Origin of the sequence: Runella sp. MFBS21 (genome assembly GCF_029433105.1) — a bacterium.
Taxonomy (GTDB): domain Bacteria; phylum Bacteroidota; class Bacteroidia; order Cytophagales; family Spirosomataceae; genus Runella.
This window is the reverse complement of record NZ_JARNTW010000001.1, coordinates 365,147-383,346: the sequence shown is the minus strand read 5'-3', so window position 1 is coordinate 383,346 and position 18,200 is coordinate 365,147. Positions and strand designations below refer to the sequence as shown.

Annotated in this window: 11 protein-coding genes; 5 read left to right on the top strand and 6 right to left on the bottom strand. The window is 42.7% G+C overall.

Features of this window, described 5'->3' with window-relative positions:
* Nucleotides 1–30: 30 nt before the first annotated feature.
* The gene (locus tag P1X15_RS01525; RefSeq protein ID WP_277336373.1) at nt 31–3,129 is read right to left on the bottom strand and encodes a two-component regulator propeller domain-containing protein; all 3,099 of its coding nucleotides are present in this window, start codon (nt 3,127–3,129) and stop codon (nt 31–33) included.
* A 277-nt stretch (nt 3,130–3,406) separates the two neighbouring features.
* Here P1X15_RS01525 and P1X15_RS01520 point away from each other — a divergent pair, with 277 nt between their 5' ends.
* The 5 genes from P1X15_RS01520 to P1X15_RS01500 are packed head-to-tail and all read left to right on the top strand — an operon-like array spanning nt 3,407 to nt 12,281.
* Nucleotides 3,407–7,429: a S8 family serine peptidase gene (locus P1X15_RS01520; protein WP_277336372.1), complete on the top strand. Its 4,023-nt coding sequence runs from the start codon at nt 3,407–3,409 to the stop codon at nt 7,427–7,429.
* A gap of 24 nt (nt 7,430–7,453) precedes the next feature.
* Nucleotides 7,454–10,258, top strand: a complete 2,805-nt coding sequence (locus tag P1X15_RS01515; RefSeq protein ID WP_277336371.1) for a S8 family serine peptidase — start codon at nt 7,454–7,456, stop codon at nt 10,256–10,258.
* A gap of 51 nt (nt 10,259–10,309) precedes the next feature.
* Nucleotides 10,310–11,287 (top strand): YheT family hydrolase, encoded by a 978-nt coding sequence (locus P1X15_RS01510; RefSeq protein ID WP_277336370.1) that lies wholly within the window; start codon nt 10,310–10,312, stop codon nt 11,285–11,287.
* A complete protein-coding gene (locus P1X15_RS01505; RefSeq protein WP_277336369.1) occupies nt 11,284–11,835 on the top strand; it encodes an NTP transferase domain-containing protein in 552 nt (183 codons plus the stop codon). Before P1X15_RS01510 ends, P1X15_RS01505 begins: the two co-directional genes overlap by 4 nt.
* 17 nt (nt 11,836–11,852) lie before the next feature.
* Nucleotides 11,853–12,281, top strand: coding sequence for a barstar family protein (locus P1X15_RS01500; protein ID WP_277336368.1), 429 nt, complete (start codon nt 11,853–11,855; stop codon nt 12,279–12,281).
* Between the two features lie 6 nt (nt 12,282–12,287).
* Here the strand turns inward: P1X15_RS01500 and P1X15_RS01495 are convergent, their stop codons facing one another.
* The 5 genes from P1X15_RS01495 to P1X15_RS01475 form a co-directional block, all read right to left on the bottom strand.
* Nucleotides 12,288–12,641 (bottom strand): YraN family protein, encoded by a 354-nt coding sequence (locus P1X15_RS01495; protein WP_277336367.1) that lies wholly within the window; start codon nt 12,639–12,641, stop codon nt 12,288–12,290.
* 27 nt (nt 12,642–12,668) lie between these two features.
* Entirely contained in the window at nt 12,669–13,544 is an 876-nt protein-coding gene (locus P1X15_RS01490; RefSeq protein ID WP_277336366.1) for an AraC family transcriptional regulator, read from the bottom strand.
* A 5-nt stretch (nt 13,545–13,549) separates the two neighbouring features.
* The gene (locus tag P1X15_RS01485; RefSeq protein WP_277336365.1) at nt 13,550–15,436 is read right to left on the bottom strand and encodes a monovalent cation:proton antiporter-2 (CPA2) family protein; all 1,887 of its coding nucleotides are present in this window, start codon (nt 15,434–15,436) and stop codon (nt 13,550–13,552) included.
* Nucleotides 15,433–16,047 (bottom strand): NAD(P)H-dependent oxidoreductase, encoded by a 615-nt coding sequence (locus tag P1X15_RS01480; protein ID WP_277336364.1) that lies wholly within the window; start codon nt 16,045–16,047, stop codon nt 15,433–15,435. Before P1X15_RS01480 ends, P1X15_RS01485 begins: the two co-directional genes overlap by 4 nt.
* A gap of 102 nt (nt 16,048–16,149) precedes the next feature.
* Nucleotides 16,150–18,048: an AAA domain-containing protein gene (locus P1X15_RS01475; protein ID WP_277336363.1), complete on the bottom strand. Its 1,899-nt coding sequence runs from the start codon at nt 18,046–18,048 to the stop codon at nt 16,150–16,152.
* Nucleotides 18,049–18,200 lie beyond the last annotated feature (152 nt).

Here is an 18,200-nt window from a genome sequence, read left to right as displayed (position 1 = left end):
GATGATATAAATTTTTATGGCAACTAACGCTCAACTTTTCACGTCTTCATTGATTTTTTTTCGAAATCTTACACAAGTCCCCTTCTTTTGGAGGGAGTCAACCATGACCACTCCCCCAATCTTTTGAGCACGCGTGTGAATGTTGGTCAATCCATTTCCTTGGCGAATCTGCTCTATTTCAAAACCTTTTCCATCATCGCGCCACTCAATGAGCATTTCATCCTTCTCATATCCAAAAGTGAGCTTTACTTCATGGGCTTGGGCGTGTTTGAGGGTATTGCTGATAGCCTCCTTGAACAATAAAACCAAATGCCGACTTTCTCCCATATAAAGATTGACAGAGCGGAGGTCGTCGTTGAGTCCTTCTACCGAAAATCGTATACCCGTTTTATCAAAAGCATCGTCGCCAAAGTCTTTCAATCGAACTGCTATCTCATAAAAATTGTCGTGCTCAGGATTGATAGCCCAGATAAAATCTTTGGTACCCTGATACATCCGATTGGAGTTGTCGCCGATTTTGGTAAGCATCGTCCCGATTTCACCATTTGCTTGACCATTGAGCCGAGTTTTGATGATTTCGGTCAATAGTGAAATTCGGGTAAGTGTGTTGCCAAATTCGTCGTGAAGGTCTTGAGCGGCCAATTTCCGAACACGCTCATTTTCCTCTAATTTCACCCGTTCCAAATCAAACAAATATTTTACCCGCATTCGTACCCGATAATCATAAAGGGCTTTGATTGACGTGGCTAATACCAACATTATCCCTAAATAAAACCACCAAGTTTGCCAAAAGGGCGGCTGAATATAGATCGGAATACTCAACACATTTTTATCGTTCCAAAGTCCTTCATTGTTGGCTGCTTTCAGGTGCAATGTATAATGCCCCGGATTAAGATTGGTAAAACTCAAATATCCTCGGGTACCTGCCACAATCCAATCTTTCTGAAATCCTTCTAAACGGTAAGCAAATTGATTTTGGGAAGGATTAGTAAAATCTAAGGCAGCTAACTCGAAAGAAAAAAAGTTTTCGTCTGGCTTGAAACTAATCGGCTGCGGAGAAGCAAGCAGGCTATCAATATCCCATTCTTTTTCAAACTTTTTGAAAGAAATAACTGCGACTTTTGCTAAATGACGATTGGGGATAATTTCGTTTGGCCAACAACTCAACAACATGCCATTACCCCCAAAAAAAAGCTCTCCCTCAGCACTTTGGTGAAAGCCGCCCGAATTGAACTCTGCCCCTCCGAGGCCGTCTTTGGCTGTATAGTTACGAAAGGTATGCCGGTCGGGGTCGAAGCACACAATACCACCGTTGGTAGTCAACCACATTTTTCCTTTCGAGTCACTCAGTGCCCCATATACAAAAGAATTGGAGAGGCCTTCTTTTTCAGTAAAATGTTCAAAAGTGATTTTTCCTTTACCATTTATTACTCTACTCAACCCCTTTGTAGTGCATATCCACACCCGCTGCTTGGTGTCGATATGAATATCTAGTATCACATTATCAATCAATGATTTGGGGTCACGGGGATTGTTCTGAAATATTTGTGCCTTGGTAGCTTCGTCAGGCCAATATACCAATCCTTGTCTCATTCCTATCCACAGCCCCCCTTTGGCATCTTTCTGAATCGCCCCTATATTTCGGAGTTCTATTTTTGTGTTTTTGAGAGCAGCTACTTCTCTGATAACTTGGGTTTTGCCTTCAGCATTTATTTTGGCCAAATAAGACCTTGTTCCTATCCACATTTGGTGGGAGCTGTCGTTGTAAATTCGAAATACCCACGGTCTTACATTGTCGAAGGTAGGCAATGGAAAAGCCGCAAATCTATCGCGTTGGCGGTCGTACCGTAGGAGTCCCACATTTCCGCCCATCCAGAGAGTACCTTTGGCATCTTCGGCGATAGTCTCAATGAGAGCATTTTTAGGGAGTTCATATTTTCGGATTGCCTGAGTACGGCGATTGATACGATAGAGATTTGCAAAAGTCCCTGCCCACAAAAAACCTTCTTTATCTGTCCCGATTCCGAAAAAACTTTTTCCAGCGGCAGTTTCTTGCTTCAAAAGTCGTTCCCAATGACGAAATGTATTTTTAGAACGAGCATACAACTGCACCCCCGACTCCCTTGTCCCCACCCATACTACATCTTCTTGGGGCTCATTACCTTCATAAATACACGTAATATGACTGCTTTTGAGACCGTTTTTATTCAATAAATCCTCTTGATAAGCTCCTAATCTAAGCAATTGGCGAGTGATTGTGTCAAACCGAAAACGATAAATCCCGTTGCCTTGCGTGCCTACCCAAAGCACTCCCAAATGATCAGTACATACCGAAGACACCACCACATCAGCAGGGAGGGCAGCAGTAAAATCTTCTATTTCAACAACTTGAATATTCAACAATCCAAATTGCTTTGGCGTACTTACCCAGATGCCTCTTCCTTTGGCATTCCAAACATGCGTAGGCAACTGCTCTTTTTGGTAAAGAGGCAAAGAACAATTTCGATCATTTTCGAAATGAAGCGTAGAGCCTGCCAACGCTTTATTCAATCCTTTGGCGGTCCCTATCCACATGTTCCCTTCACTATCCAACGCCATACTACCTACAAAATCGTGCGAGAGAGAAGAAGCATCATCGGGATTATGACGATACAAAAAATACTGAAAATCGTTGTTTTTAGGACGCAAAACCCACAAGCCTGCCGAAGTTCCTACCCAAATAGTGTGATTTTTGTCTTCCAAAATATGAGTGACAATCCCTTCGATTTGAGGAAAATTTTGAAAGACATTTCTTTGTGCTAATTTACGATTCAGCCCTTTGGTTGTACCCACCCATAGATGATGAGCGCTATCTTCATACAAAAAGGTAATGTCGTCGTGAGTAATAGTAGTGGAATCGAAGGGATTATGGCGATATTTTTTGATGCTTTGCCCGTCGTAGCAGTTGAGGCCATCCTGTGTACCAAACCACATCATTCCGCGATGGTCTTGCACGATACTTCTGATTTCGTTTTGACTTAGGCCTTCATTGAGTGCAAGATGATCCCAATAATCGGTGATAGGCGTAGTAGTATTGGCCGTAACTACTCGGCTCGCAATCCACATCAACAACCAAAGGTATTTTTTCATGACTTAGGGAAGAGTGGCCTAAACACCCAAAAAAGTTTTTGTGCAACAAATGTAGGTTAGAACTCTTTTTAAATACTTCACCCAAAATAGGGGATTATTTATCCGTTCCTTTTTTGGTTAGGTTTCTATCAGCGATGGAAATAATAAGTTTAAAAAAGGGCTTACTATTTTTCCAAATTGATAGTGTTACGAAACCTCCATAGGCGAGTCATTAAAGTTAATAATTTTTCCGTATCAATTTTTTGTCATTTTTCGTTTACAAAAAAAAAGATTCACTATGCAGCACTATTTACGTTTCTATCTTTTTGTATTGTGCATTATTCCAGTTTTGAGCCAATCCCAGCCGCGTCCTTTGTACTCGGTAGACCAACAGCAAAAACTACAAACTACAAAACAAGATATTGAAAATCACTATAAAACGCTCAATCTTCGGCTTCAAAACTTGGCACGCCAAAACAATTGGCCTTTGCGTCAAAGTTTTGCGGATGGGACAGTGATTATTTTGAGCGGCGTCAGCGAAACAGGTGAGCCTCTCTATGACATCACCACAACCAATCGAGGCGCCGCCCTCACTACCCGTACCGACGCACTCTATGAAGGAGGCGGCTTAGGTTTGAATCTGACTGGTGGTAGTGAAGCCATGAAAGATCGTTTGGGAGTTTGGGACGGTGGAAAAGTAAGAGATACCCATACTGAATTAGCCAATCGCGTAAGGCAAGTTGACAATTCAACTACGATAGATGCCCACGCTACCCACGTGAGCGGCACTATGATTGCGACTGGTGTCAATCCTCGTGCGCGTGGCATGGCACCATCTGCTACATTGCTAGCCCATGATTTTGGCAATGATGCAGCCGAAATGGCGGCGGCAGCTTCCAATTTGTTGGTTTCTAATCACTCATACGAAGCTCTTTCAGGCTGGCGTCTCAATACTGCTCGTAGTGGAACCAACAACAACTTGAAATGGGAATGGTACGGTGATAGTACTCTCAACGACCAAAAAGACTATAAGTTTGGATTTTATGATGCTCGTGCTCGCGAATGGGACAGAATCGCCAACACTGCTCCCTATTATTTGATTGTAAAAGCAGCAGGCAATGCCCGTGGAAGTAATGGCCCGCCCGCTGGCACGCCTTATTTTTTAGGAGGAAGTTCTCGTACTTCTACTACCGCTAGAGCTCCCCAAAATGGCTATGATTTGATTGCAACTTATGGCACTGCCAAAAATATCCTGACCGTGGGTGCCATTAGTGTATTAAACAATGGCTATAACCAAATCAGCGACCCACAAATATCAAGTTTTAGTAGCTGGGGCCCTACCGACGATGGTCGTATCAAACCAGACATAGTAGGCGTAGGAGTAAGTGTATTTTCAACTACCTCTACCAGCAACAACGCTTACGCTACCCTAAGCGGTACTTCTATGGCTTCACCCAATGTTTCGGGTTCGGTGTTTTTATTGCAAGAATTATACAACAATCTTAACAAAAGCTTCCTACGCTCTTCGACTCTCAAAGGACTCGTACTTCATACTGCTGACGACGCAGGAGCATTAGGTCCAGATTATCAGTACGGATGGGGCTTACTCAATGAACGAAAAGCCGCCGAAGTAATCCTTAATCGTGACCAGTCACACTTGCTTTCCGAACGTACCTTGGCCACCAATGAGACATACACGATACAAGTGGTAGCCTCTGGCAAAGGCCCATTGATTGCCACCATTTGTTGGACAGACCCTGAGGCATCCGCTACTACGGCTACCATAGCTAATGTTGATAACAGAAATCCTAAATTGATCAATGATCTTGATTTAAGAATCAGTGATGGCACGGTGGAAAATCTACCTTGGATTTTGGACCCTAATCAACCAGCAAATCTTGCCACAAAAGGTGACAATATCCGTGACAATGTAGAACAAATATTGATTCCAAATCCAGTACCGGGGCGCACTTACACTATTACCATAAAACACAAAGGAACGCTTACCAACGGAACTCAACCTTACGCCCTAGTGGTGAGTGGCATCGGAGGAAAAACCTACTGTGAATCAAGGGCTTTGTCAAATGCCGACTCCAAAATTACGAAAGTAACGCTTGGTGGTCTTTCTCAAGTGGCCAACGCGGGTTGTCAGAGTTATAGTGATTTTATGAATCAAGCCATAAGTGTATCTGCGGGGCAATCACTTCCTTTGGAAGTAACGGTAGGATCATGCGGTGCCGATTTGACCAAAGTCATCAAAGCTTTTGTAGACTGGAATCAAGATGGGGATTTTGATGATGCGAATGAGCTCATCGCTACTTCCACCCCTATGAATTCGGGCGTATTTTCAAGCACACTTACAGCCCCCTCAGGCTTAATAGTGGGGAATTATACGCGTCTCAGAATCGTGTGTCTAGAATCTTCTGATCCTACTACACTCTCGGCTTGTGGTACTTATCCCAAAGGTGAAACCCAGGAGTTTTTGCTCCAATTTACACGTCCAAGTAGAGACATAAGTTTGACGACTTTAGTCAATCCTAGTGATAATTTTTGTGGTAGTCAGCTTTCTTCTATTACTTTAAAAGTTAGAAATACAGGTCTACAAACTATACAGAATACCCCCCTAGAAGTGACTGTGGTGGAGCCTTCTGGCCAAATTGCTGGTAAAACTACAGGTACTATATCACAGTCCTTGGCCGCATTTGAAGAAGCCACTATTTCATTAGCTGCGCCATTTTTAAGCACTTTAAAAGAAGGCGTTCGTTACCAATTTATCAGTCGCATCACGCTACCCGACGACCAAGATACGCTCAATAACATTTTGCGTGAATCCAGAACAGTTTCGCTTACACCTACTGTTTCAAAAGCTACCGCAACCTATTGCAATACCGACCCTCTAGCACTCATTTCTAAAGATGAAGGTACTGCGTTTTGGTACAATAGTCCCAATGGAAGTACTCCTTTTGCCATAGGCAATCTAACGAGCAGCGCTACGCAATTACCTACTGGAAATGTCTACGTGGCTTTAAATGATTTTAGTGGCACTCTTGGTCCTGCTACCAAATCTACATTTGCGGGAGGTTCTTATGCAGGTAATTTTGGTCCTAGTCCACTTTTCAAAACTGAAGTCCCCCTTCTTTTAGAAAGTGCCAGACTTTATACTTCTTCGGCCGGAAAAATCACTTTCACAGTATTGAGTTTAGACGACCAATTCATCTCAAGTTCTACCGTAGATGTAGTAGCAAGTCGCAATCCAGATGCACCTAATCAAGGAGCACCTTCTGGTCAAGTAGCCGATGACCCCAACGACCAAGGACGCGTCTATCCTCTTAATTTAAGTATACCTACTGCCGGAAGTTATAAAATCACAATTGAGTATGAAGGCGGCGCGACAATTTATCGAAGCAATGTCGGCGTGAGTGGTTTTCCTTTTAGTATCCCGGGTATCATTGCTCTCAAAGGAGCTTTGTTTGCCCAGAACAATACCGTTGATACACTTACTAACGCTTACTATTATTTTTATGATTTAAAAATAAAATCACTAGGTTGCCCAAGTCCTCGCGTCGCAATCACGCCCCAAACTACGACCACGACTACTCCTACTATCAGTTTTGAAGGTAATAATAATATTTGCGAAGGTAGTTCTCTCAATTTACGTACTTCTTCTAGCTCAGGAGTATACCAATGGTTTTTAAACAATCAAGCCATCCAAGGAGCTACTAATTCTACCCTAGCGGCAACTACCCCCGGTAGCTACACTGTAAGTACTTCGGTCAACAATTGCTTACCGAGCTTGTCTACTCCTGTTACGCTTACTATCCGTAGACCCGAAAAACCCACCATTTCGGCTAATGGTATTGTGCTTAGCTCCAACGCTACCTCCAATATCCAATGGTTGTTAGAGGGAGTTCCGATTAGTGGAGCTAACATGCCTACCTTTACCGCTATCCAAACAGGAAACTATTCGGTGAAAGCAAGTGTCAATGGTTGCGGCGAATTGGTCTCTGACGAAATCAGAATTATAATTACTTCATTAAATCAAGCTTCTACCCTCTTGGATAAAACACTTAAGATTTATCCAAATCCTGCTTCATCTTTCGTTGTTTGTGAATATACTGCCCTTCTGAAAACGGGTACTAAAATCAAAGCCTCGCTTTATAACCTTCAAGGCAAGTTGATTGTCCAACAAACTATGGAAAAATTTGAAAATTTTTTCCATACTCAATTTAACCTTGCTTCTCTACAAAGCGGTACGTTTTTTGCAATAATTGAGGAGGAGGGTACATCAACGCGTACCGTGGGCACCATTGTGAAACCATAGGAGAATCGCCGTACCAAGAGAGGCATGCTTTTTATTTTACCCCTTTTTTCATATTTCTCAAGCTACAATCTGATAAGCAGGACATTAATAGCCTGCTTATCAGCGGTTTGCTTTTGCGGATATGCGCAGCAAAAAGATTCTACCTTACACGCTGACTTATCGTTCAATCAAACCTTCAAAAAAAACCTTAAAGAAAGGTACCTCACCAACCGCCTCGAAGCCTTCAAAATAGCTAAAAAGAAAGGATGGCCTCTCCGCAAAAAATATGCCAATGGACGAGTGCTAGATTTACAAGGAATAGATTCTTTTGGCCTCCCTATTTATTATAGTACCCATAATGTAGTTGCTTCTACTGGAACTCATACTACCAATCTCTACCAAGGCGGGAGCTTAGGTATTGACCTAAAGGGGGATTTGCCTGCCCTAAACGGTCGTCTGTGCATTTGGGATGGCGGAAAACCTCGACTTACGCATGTTGAGTTTGGAGGACGTATTAGACAAAAAGACCAAAACTCAGTACTTAGCGATCATTCGACTCACTTATCTGGTACGATTGCTGCGGCTGGTGTCAACTCTCAGGTCAAAGGAATGGCTTTTGGAGCTACACTAGATGTATGGGACTATACTGATGACTTGATTGAAATGGCACAAGAAGCCTCGAAAATATTGGTATCGAATCACTCTTATGGCCCTGTTTCGGGATGGTATTTTAATGCTAGCCGCCCTGGCAACGACCCCAAACTAAAATGGGAATGGTGGGGTAATCCTAGCATCAATGCTATGGAAGATTATCGTTTTGGTTTTTATGACGAAAAAGCACGAGACCTAGATAAGCTTGCCTACAACAATCCATTTTATCTCATCGTAAAATCGGCGGATAATAAACACGCCGACACCGGCCCCCCAGTAGGCACTCCTTACTTTCTAAGAAATACAAATCAAACTAGTCTTTTGGAGCGTAGTCGCAACGATGCCTATGATGTAATTCCTTCCGAGGCCAATGCCAAAAATATATTGACCGTAGGGGGCGCCAATGTCAATATTCAGAAAGGATTTGTCAGTAATTTTTCGGTCGCTGACTATAGTGGTTGGGGACCCACTGATGATGGCCGCATCAAACCTGATATTTTGGGAGTAGGTACCAATATCATCTCGGCTATTTCGAGTGCCGACAATGCCTATGCGACCCTTTCGGGAACTTCCACTGCTTGTGCCAACGTATCAGGCACCTTGATTTTATTACAAGAACTATTTTATCGGCGTCAAAACTACTTCATGCGTTCGGCCACCCTCAAAGGCCTAGTGCTTCATACAGCCGATAAACCTACTGGTAAGACAGGCCCAAGCTATGATTATGGCTGGGGGTTGTTGAATGCCGAAAAAGCAGCCAAAGTCCTTCTCAATCAAGACAATAAACATCTACTGATGGAGCGAACTTTGGTTCAAAATGAAACTTTTCAACAAAAAATCATCGCCAGTGGTGGAGAACCACTTATTGCGACCCTCTGTTGGAGTGACCCTGAAGCCTCGGCCACAAAAATCGCTTCCCAAACAGTAGACGATTTAACCCCAAAACTTGTCAATGACTTAGACGTTCGAATCACTGATGAACAAGGAAATACCTGGTTTCCGTGGGTTCTAGATCCTAAACAACCTGCGTCTGTCGCTACGCCTGGGGATAATATTCGCGACAACGTAGAACAAATATTGCTCGATAATCCGGTCGCAGGAAAAGTATATACGTTGATAGTCAGGCATAAACGTACTCTCCAAAACAATGGGCAACCTTACTCAATTATGGTGAGTGGAGTACGTCCTCAAGACTGCAATAGTGCCATTCAAATCCTACAAGGAAAAGACACCACTTTATGTGGCGATAGTAAGCTCCTATTTCAAGTCAAAGGTGATAATGCTCTCACTTACCAATGGTCTAAAAATGGCCAAACAATCAGCACTTCCAATACCCCTAGCCTCGAAATTTCCCAAGAAGGATTGTATAGTGTGAAAGTCATTGGCTATCAATGCTCCGCCGAATCTCTCCCCATTAATGTTAAGATATTTAATCTTTCTGCCCAAATTACCCCCCAAGGAAGTGTTACCATTTGTGCAGGTAAACCTGTTCCTCTTAGTGTTAATACTGGAATCGGCTACCGTTATCAATGGTACAAAGACGGAAGACCCGTAGTAGGTGCCAGCACGCCCACCATCTTTCCGACCGAGGCAGGTAACTATAATGTCGTAGTTTCGTCAGGGGTGTGTTCGGCGACTTCCTCTGTTACTCAAATTCTATCGGCGCTTCAACAACCCGTCATCTCAACCAACGCTGGAACAGTAATCCCACCTAAAGGTAGTATTCGACTAACTACTATCTCAGGAGAAAACATGACTTATCGGTGGTTTGTAGATGGCACTCCCATTCCTACAGCGACCGGCGCACGCCTCGTAGCTACTGTGGCAGGAAAATATACGGTCGAAATCACTCAAAATGGATGCTCGGTACTATCCAAACCCTTGGAGCTTACTCACGTCAAATACCCAACAGAAACCCCTGCTGCGATTCCCGAGATATTAATCGTGAAAGAACATCTCAAGCTTTTTCCTAATCCCACTGTAGATTTACTGACTGTCGCCTACGAATCTGACAATACCTACAATCTTACGGCCTATATCGTAACACAAACAGGAAAAATACTTCCTAGCAAGCTCCTTTATGACAATGGTAGTGTGTTTATCAATCAGTTTGATGTTTCAGAGTTACCGCCAGGACAACATTTTATCAGAGTTAGTGACGGACGCCGCTCTATCACTAAACCTTTTATTAAACAATAACGTTTGTCTTTTGTAAAAGCCCGTTATTTGTTTTGGTTATTTGAGAAGTCTATGCCTGTTGTTTCAACCCATACCCACCAACCTCCCGCCTGGTTGCCCAATGGCCACTATCAGAGTATTTATCCCGCTCTTTTTAGGAAAATAAAATACCCTTCCCACCGCGAACGCCTCAATACTCCTGACCATGATTTTCTGGATATAGACTGGAGCTTGGCCAACGCCTCTCGACCTTCCTCCAAACTTGTTATTTTATCGCATGGTTTAGAAGGAGATAGTACTCGCCAGTATATCAAGGGAATGGTAAAACTCATGACCGCCAATGGATATGATTGTTTGGCGTGGAATTATCGAAGTTGTAGTGGTGAATTAAACCAACAGATACGTTTTTATCACAGTGGCGAAACTTCTGATTTAGACTTTGTGGTTCAATACGCCCTTAAAAAAGGATATTCAGAAATCTATTTGATGGGCTTTAGCCTAGGCGGCAATGTCACTCTCAAATACGTAGGAGAACAAGGCAAAAATATTCATAATGCAATCAAAAAAGTAGTTGTTTTTAGTGTTCCGATGGATTTGTTAGCTTGTAGTCGCAACATCGAAAAGCCTGAAAATCGCATTTATTTATGGCGGTTTTTGAAAACACTAAAACCTAAAATAGAAGCTAAATCTTTTCAATATCCTGAGCATTTTGATGTTCAGAAATGGCAACAAGTCAAAACTTTTTGGGACTTCGACCACCTTTTTACGGGGCCATTGCATGGGTTTAAGGGAGCGGATGATTATTACCAACAATGTAGCTCCAAATACTTTGTGCAGGATATCGCCATTCCCACACTCATCGTCAACGCTATCAACGACCCTCTTGTACCTTACCAAAGCCTGCCATCAGATGTGATTGAGAAGCTACCGCATGTATGGCTTGAGCTTACCCAACACGGCGGGCATTGCGGGTTTCGGCCTCGTATCTCCAATAAAAACGGGGCGTATTGGTCAGAAATGCGGGCTTTATCTTTTATCCAAGAAACATGAAAGGATTGGTATTGGCAGGCGGATATAGCACTCGTATGGGCACCGACAAAAGCCTACTCCATTATCACGGAGTTGCTCAGTGGCAATACTGTAAAGATATATTGGAAAAAGTTAATATCGAAAGCTTTATATCTTGTCGAGCCGAGCAAACCTCCTCTTTTTTGGAGGCCAATCTGCTCATTGACCCTTATCAAGCCGGACCGTTGGGCGGAATTTTGTCGGCTTTTGAAGTTGACCCTAGTGAGGCTTGGCTAGTAGTGGCTTGTGATATGCCTTTTGTGGATAGCAAAGCAATTGAATTTTTAATTCAAAACCGGCTTTCCCACCAAATTGCAACGGCTTTCCAAAATCCAGAAAGCTTATCCCCTGAGCCATTGTTTACAATTTGGGAACCTGCGTCCTACTCTTTAATGGCCAAAGCCTATGAGGAGGGAAAGCGTTCTCCCAAAAATATTTTAGAACAAGCTGCCATCTCCTTATTATCATGCCCACATCCACAGTGGCTACGCAATATCAATACACTCAAAGAATACCAAAATAGTTTTTAATTCAATTCTGATTTTCTATGGCCAATTTTACTCTTTTATCGTCTGAGCAGTCATTATCACCTTTCAAAAACTTTCGTATCGGACACATAGATGGGGCCCAAGCCCAAACATTACCTCTCTTTTATAATGCGATTGAAAAAGCTTTGAGTCTTCCAGACTTTGAGCCAGAGATGGAACTATTAGATAGTTTGCTCAACGACCTGACATGGATAAAACAACCTAATGTAGCTATTTATATCACCAATTTTGATGAGTTTTTAAGCAAAGAAAAAAAAGGCAAAGTATTGGTGGAGCTTCTCAACCTTCTTGACGCCACTGCCGAAGACTGGAAATGGCTCGATGATGAAGACGAAATGCCAAAGAAAAATTTTAAGATTTTGATTCAAAATAGTCCACGAGCCATTGAGATTTTAGAAAAAGAAGAAATTGCTTTCAATACTTTATAAAAATCCTCAATAGAAAGCATCTTCGATATGATGAAGGCGAGTTTGGTGCTGTGTAATTACCACCGACACTACATCAAATCGGATGTCGCCCTGCCAGTCCAAATCAAAGATATACTGCTCCGCAGCTTTCATGATAAGACGCCGCTTGGTGGCATCCACAAACTCTTCAGGCATCCCAAAACTGACATTGGTGCGGGTTTTGACTTCCACAAAAATCAAAATCTTGTTTTTCTTAGCAATAATATCAATTTCGGAATGGCGGAATCGGTAGTTTCGCGTTAAGATTTCATATCCTTTTTCTTCCAAAAAAGCAGCGGCTTTGTCTTCGCCCAGCTTACCAGTGTCAATATGTTCGGCCATGAGTACGAGAGAGGTTTAGATACAATACTATCCTTCCGCCCTCATATATACCTTTTGATATTGTAAAGGAGACTTACCAGTCAGGTTTTTGAATTGGCGGTTGAAGTTTGAGACGGTATTGAACCCACTTTCGTAACATATTTGGGTCACTGAATATTTTTCTTGTACCAAAAGCTTACAAGCATATCCGATGCGGATTTCGCTCACGAAGTCTGAGAAAGTCTTGTTGGTACGGCTTTTAAAATACCTACAAAAAGCCGCTTCGGTCATATTGGCTAGCGTAGCCACCTCATTGAGCCTGATTTCTTCTTTAAAATGCTTCATCACATACTCATACACCCGCTGCATACGCTCGGTTTCGGAGACTTTGTGCGTATTGACATACCCCACACTCGTGATATAATCTACTTCTACCGCCGATGATAAATAATGCAGCGTATTTAGCAACTCCAAAACTGCTTCAAAATCATGAAGATTGACGAGTTTTTGGAGACTTTTACGCACCCGTTCGCGTGATTCTCCACTGATATCGAGCCCACGTTGACCTTTGATGAGCAATTGACGTAAATTGTACATTTCGGGTTTGTCAAAAAAACCTTCTCCCAAAAAATCCTCAGTAAAATACACCACAATTCCGTGCGTTTTGAGGGCAGGATTCCCCTCAAAATACGCACGGTCGCTACGCCATAAATGTGGGATATTGGGTCCTAAAAAAACCGTATCCCCTGCTTCAAAGTGCAGAATATTGTCGCCAATAAATCTCGTCCCTGTCCCTTCAATAACCGTAAAAAGCTGATAATGAGGATGAAAATGCCAATTGGGGTCAAAATAAGATTCTTCAAGCTCTATCGTAGTGAAAGATGCCGAAGGAGCGTTTAGTTCTTTTCTTAATGGAATCCGCATTGTGGTTACTCATTGGGATATGCCTGCACTACTACTTGTCGTAGGTGCTCGCTGTCCCAGCTTAAATCTGCTTCTTCTTTGGTGAGTTTGAGGTCATTCTGCAAAATTTGCTCTTGCCACTGAATCTGCTCTTTTACCGACAAGGCATAATCTTTGGTTTCGTGGCGACTCTTAGCGAGCTTGCGTACCGATACTTCATCATAATGAATAAACTTCTGCCCCTGCCGATTGGCGGTGTATTTGCGAAAACCTAACTGAACCATCGCATCTACGCCTAGCCGTACCGCAGCATCGAGTGTTTCGCGGTAAACATTGTCGATGTTCATATCAATTAGCTCATAAGCGTCGTAGCGATTGCGCGCCCGCGCAAATATCTTCAGATTAGGGAATTTTTTCTTAACGACCTCAATCAACAAGTGGTTTATTTCGGGTGGGTCAATCGCCGCAATCAAAATAGTAGCTTCTGCCGCTCCTGCAGCTTCTAACAAATCTACGCGTGTGGCATCTCCAAAATATACTTCAAAGCCCATACGACGCAGCAAATCGACACGGTCGGAGTCATTGTCGAGAATGGTAGCTTTGACGCCACTAGCCCGCAAAAACCGTCCAATAGTGCTTCCAAAATGCCCAAACCCTGCAATAATCACCTTATGTTGTGTATCAATCGTATCTGATTCGGGTTGGGGGTCGCCTTGGGTTTTTACGCCAAAATAAGGTTCAATTAACTTTTCATTTACGAGTAAAACTAGCGGAGTAGAAGCCATTGTAATCGCTACCACCGCCATAAGCTTGGCATTCCAGACTTCATCTAGTAGATTGATTTGATTGGAAAATGATAATAATACAAAAGCAAATTCTCCTACTTGGCTCAGTCCAAAAGAAAAAATGAAATTTTGGTCACTGCTCATTTTGAAGATTTTGCCCGTAATCATCAATACACCAAATTTTAAAACCAACGACAACACCACAAGAAGCGCAATAGTAGAAGGGTCATTGGTGATTTGATCGAAATCAATAGTAGCACCAACACTCACAAAAAACAACCCCAAAAGCAGGCCTTTGAAAGGTTCGATATCGCTTTCTAGCTCATGACGAAACTCGGTATTGGCCAATACCATTCCAGCCAAGAAAGTACCCAAAGCAGGACTGAGACCTACAGCTTGCATGGCCGCTGCTACTCCTACCACAATAAACAAAGCTGCTGCCACAAACAATTCTCTCATTTGGGTTTTGGAAACAAAACGTAGAAAAGGCACGACCAAAAACTTCCCTACCACCAAAATCAACCCAACCACTCCCAAAACGGACACTGCTTGCACCCAAGCGGGCTGTCCCTCAAACAATGACGAGGAGTGCTCACTCGAAGAGGCTGTGTGGGTACCCAATAGCGGCAAAAGCGCCAATATCGGAATCACCGCAATATCCTGAAACAACAACACCGCAAATGAAGCCTCCCCTGCCACCGTATGCGAGAGGTTTTTTTCTTTTAGGGTCTGTAGCACAATCGCCGTCGATGACATTGAAAACGCCAAAGCTACCGCGACACACATTTGCCATGGCCAACCCATCAATAAAAAACTAATAAACAGCAAAAATGTAGTGGCCAATACTTGTAAGCCTCCTAACCCAAGAATGGCTTTGCGCATTTCCCAAAACTTTTTTGGATTTAGCTCCAATCCAATCAAAAAGAGCATCATTACTACCCCAAATTCGGAAGCGTGCATGATGTCTTGGCCATTTTCCCCCACAAATTTCAACCCAAAAGGTCCAATCACCACTCCCGCTACCAAATACCCAAGCACCGAACTTAAACCTATTTTTTTGGCAATAGGAACAAGCAAAATCGAGGCTCCCATAAATACCAATGCCTGAAATAAAAATCCTGTGCTCATTTGTTAGTCGTAATTTTTTTGAGAAGATCATTAATATAAGTGTGCTGATACAAAGTGGGGCTATATTGTATCTCTTGCCAATTGTCCAGAAAAAGCACTAGCTCTGAGCTATAATCTATGAGTTGTTCGCGACTCAGGCGGTGGGTACCATGAATGACAAACGGCGGGAAATAATTCATCTTGCAGAGGTTGGCTGTCTGCTCAAAAGGGCGTAAAAATTCTCTAATAGGAAAGCGATTATAGCCGCTTTCTTGGTACGCCTGATGGCCCCCACCTACCGTAATGACCTGCATTATTGATTTTCCTTCTAGGGCATCCCCACCAGGGCCGTAGGCCCATCCTACTTCCAGTACCATATCTATCCATTGTTTAAACAAAGGCGGACAGCTATACCAATAAAAAGGATGATGCCAGACAATCATTTCATGCTGCAAGAGCAGTTCTTTTTCGTACTCCACATCAATGTTGAAGTCGGGATAGCGCTCATACAAATCATGAAAAGTAATATCGTCTCGATTGAGATAGGATTTTAAGACTAGACGATTGGCACGTGATTTTTCTAAAAGTGGATGCGAAAAAAGCACAAGCACCTTATTTTTTTCAGGAGGCATAAAAAAGCTTAAAAATAGGTTATGTTGAGTAAAGGTTGAGTTTAAAGTTAGATTTTTTCTGGTATATCGCCAAGCGCTTCTTTGTTTTTGAATTTTAAAAAATTACATCCATTCCCAAGCGCTTATGTAAGCATCCTTTTTTTCGGCATATTCAATAAAATCTGCGTAAAACGCTGATTGGGCTAAAGTAGCACTGTCACCTACTATTACAAGCTTCTTGCGGGCGCGTGTCATGGCTACATTCATACGCCTAATATCTGCCAAAAACCCAATGATTCCGTCGGTATTGCTACGGGTCATGCTGATATAAATTACGTCTCTTTCTTGTCCCTGAAAACTATCGACGGTATTGATAGCAATAGAAGATAAATAAGGCTGTAAGGCTGGCACATGGGCGAGCTGCTCCGTAAGCACCCGAATCTGCTGTTTGTAAGGTGCAATGACACCTATACTTGGAAAAGGCTCCTGTTTTGGGCATTCTTCCGCCAACATCGCAAGATGCTTGAGCAAGAGCACCGCTTCTTCGGGGTTGGTACTACTGGTTCCCTCTAGTTTTTCTTCAAATCCACAGCCCGCTGTATCAATAAACAACAAGGGTTTGTCGTCTTCAAAAAGCAATCGCTTGGCTACCGAAGTATGGGCTTTGAGGCGATTGTGATAAAATACCTGCGACGAATACCCCATAATCTGCTCATTCATACGATATTGCTCTTCAAGGAGTGTTACAGCTTCGGGATGCAAGCCCACATTTTTTTCGAGCAACGTAGTACTTAATCCATTTTTGGCGGCTACTTCTGACTTGATAGTAGGAGGCAACTGACAATGGTCGCCGGCCAAGACTACTTTGGGGGCTTTCAGAATCGAAATCCAACAAGCCGGCTCAAGCGCTTGCCCTGCTTCATCAATCACTACGGTGTCATAGCTCAAGTTTTTAACGGTATAATGATTCGCCCCTACCAAGGTAGCTGTCACTACTTGCGCTTTGACCAGCAAATCATCAATGATATACTGCTCTGTATTGCCTACTTCCTTCATGATTTTATGGGCTTCATCAAAAAGCAGCTTACGTTGGTCGCGTTCGGATTTTCCAAAATTACGCTTGTACTTATGCGCCATATTTTTGAACTCTTGCGCCTGCTTTTTGAGCCTTTTCGATTCTTTCATTTGGGGGTGTTCGGCCATTTTGGCATCGAGCGTCAAAGACATCAATCGCTCTGTTACACGAGCGGGATTGCCCACTCGCAATACATTGAGCCCTTCTTCGTGTAGCTTCTCGCTCAACAAATCTACCGCTGTATTGCTCGGTGCTACTACGAGCACTTTTTGATTTTGAGTCTTTACCAAAGCCTTAATCGCCTGTACCAACGTAGTGGTTTTGCCAGTACCAGGAGGGCCATGTACGATAGCAAGTTCGTTGGCTTTCAATATTTTATCGACTGCGACCTGCTGAGATTCATTCAATCTTGTACCCACAAAAGGAGACACTTTTTCCTTAAAAGTTGGCTTTTGACTTCCCGTTAAAATACCGATGAGCTTTTTATCTTTATCTACGCTTTTGGATTCGATAGCTATAATTTGCTTCAAAACCGATTGCATTTCTTCGTAGCTATTGTCATCAAAGAGAATATCAATCCCAAGCTTCCCATCTCTCGACCATTCAGGTAGTTCGTCGGTGCGTAGCGTGATTTTAAGGCGATTGCCGTTTTGATGCGTTATGGTTCCCTCGACGCGGTCGTTTTTGGCATCGTGATTCCCAAAAAACACAGCAGGCATTCCAAATCTGAATTGGTGTGCAATGTCTTGATGAGTGGTGCGCTCCAACTCTACTGTTAGATAATCTCCTCGGCTCATTTCCGAACCTCTGATAGCCACCGGATACCAAGTCAAACCATTGGCTCTTCTTTCTGATACAGAACTCTGCTCAGTAAGTTTACGATACTGATTGTGGTCTTCTTCGCGTTCTGTTTTAAGTAAATCAAGTAAATTTTTAAAATAATCCATATACAAAGGTACGCTATATCTACCAAAGAGATATCGCCATCAAGAGCTGATTGTAGATTTAAAACAAAACTTTCACTAACTTAATTTTAACAATATTTTATTCTTTTCTTTATTTTTAAGTCAAAATACAGTCAAAATAAGCAAATGCAAGG